Below are 500 nucleotides of genomic sequence, written 5' to 3'. Positions count from 1 at the left end.
ATGGTGGTGAAGCGGAACAAGCGAAACAAAACGTGTTATCGCTGAACCAAAAAGAACGTGACGCATTGATCGCGTTTCTGAACTCTCTGTAAGGATGCAACCATGAAGAAAACAACATTAATGAGCGCTGTTGTTGCAACGCTAAGCTTAGTTGGTTGCCAATCGACAACGGGCTCGTCGGATGAACAACCAGAACAAACTAGCCATATTTCTCAAGCTGTTTACGAAGTGGAGTTTCATGCCGCACAGTCATTTTTAAGCCAAGCTTCGCAGTTAGAGCAGAGCTTTGCTGATTTTTGTTCTGCGCCGAAAAATGACGTGGAACCAGTACAACAACAGTGGCACAGCACCATGCTGGCTTGGATGGCGCTTCAAGGACAGGAACGTGGCCCCGCGACCGCGCTGGAGCAAAGCTGGAACGTACAATTCTGGCCCGATAAAAAAAATACCACCGGGCGTAAAATGTCGGCGCTGACTAAAGCCGATAAAGTTTGGACAGT

Annotated in this window: 1 protein-coding gene; it reads left to right on the top strand. The window is 48.0% G+C overall.

The window, feature by feature from the left end; translation table 11 throughout:
* Positions 1 to 102: 102 nt before the first annotated feature.
* Positions 103 to 500: imelysin family protein (locus R7093_RS28625; RefSeq protein WP_318147462.1), on the top strand; the 398-nt coding region annotated here is incomplete at its 3' end.

The sequence above is a fragment of the Vibrio sp. 1580 genome (assembly GCF_033340055.1).
Note: the sequence above shows the minus strand (reverse complement) of the source record. Positions and strands in the feature narration are given on the sequence as shown.